Origin of the sequence: Isoptericola hypogeus (assembly GCF_039531145.1) — a bacterium.
GTDB lineage: Bacteria > Actinomycetota > Actinomycetes > Actinomycetales > Cellulomonadaceae > Isoptericola > Isoptericola hypogeus.
The window spans coordinates 1-732 of sequence record NZ_BAAAPM010000023.1; the positions used below are offsets into that span (position 1 = coordinate 1).

The window sequence follows — 732 nt, forward strand, 5'->3', positions numbered from 1 at the left end:
CGAGCGGGACCTCCCGCCCGACGTGCAACGCGACGTGAATCAGCGCGGCGCCCGCACCGTGTGGCGCGAGCTCGAACGCCACGGGGTCCAGCACCCGACCCACAAGCCCGACTGCGCCTGCCACCGCTGCGCCGCGACCGCGGGCACCGACCGAGAGGACGACGATGTCTGACCGCCGCATCGTGGCCGTGGGCCTCGTCGGGCTCACCCTCTGGGGCACGCAGCTCGAGCACAGCCAGCCCTGGTGGTGGCGCGGCCTGGCTCTGGTCGCCATCGGCTGTACCGCCTGGATCATCTCCGGCCCGCTGATCCGCACCGGCCGCGCCGCGGCCAACGACCGAGAGGACGACCAGTGACCGACCCCGAGCGCTCCCAGACCCAGAGCCTGATCGAGGCCTTCCGCCTCCTGCGCGACATCGCTGGCGACGCCGGCAGCGCCACCGTCAGTTGGACCGACGAGAACGGCTCCCACTCGTCGCTGTGGGTCTCCGGGCCGAACTTTGAGCCCGACGAGGACGAGGCGGACGACGAATGACCAGCACGATCGACGCCCTCGCGCTTCGCAGGACCCTCGGCCGCGACGCCTGGCTGCCACCCGAGCCCTTCAGCCCCGACGGCTGGCGCCTCGTCGCACGCGACGGCCGCTCCTCGATCATCGTCACCGTCGCCCTGTTCGACGACGGCGCCGACTGGATCCACGCATCCCGCACCGGCCCCGACCGAGTCCCGACC

The 732-nt window shown here is 72.7% G+C and carries 3 protein-coding genes; all 3 read left to right on the plus strand.

Going from position 1 to position 732, the window contains the following annotated elements; genetic code table 11:
- Positions 1-164: 164 nt before the first annotated feature.
- Positions 165-356, plus strand: a complete 192-nt coding sequence (locus ABD254_RS21260; protein ID WP_344250978.1) for a hypothetical protein — start codon at positions 165-167, stop codon at positions 354-356.
- On the plus strand, positions 353-535 hold the full coding sequence (locus ABD254_RS21265) for a hypothetical protein (protein ID WP_344250980.1): 183 nt from the start codon (positions 353-355) through the stop codon (positions 533-535). Before ABD254_RS21260 ends, ABD254_RS21265 begins: the two co-directional genes overlap by 4 nt.
- The coding region (locus ABD254_RS21270) for a hypothetical protein (protein WP_344250981.1) at positions 532-732 on the plus strand (201 nt) is incomplete at its 3' end. The genes ABD254_RS21265 and ABD254_RS21270, both read left to right, overlap by 4 nt.

Excerpts from the sequence above, each read along its gene's own strand:
- ABD254_RS21260 (WP_344250978.1), top strand. The coding sequence starts at position 165 with ATGTCTGACCGCCGCATCGTGGCCGTGGGCCTCGTCGGGCTCACCCTC.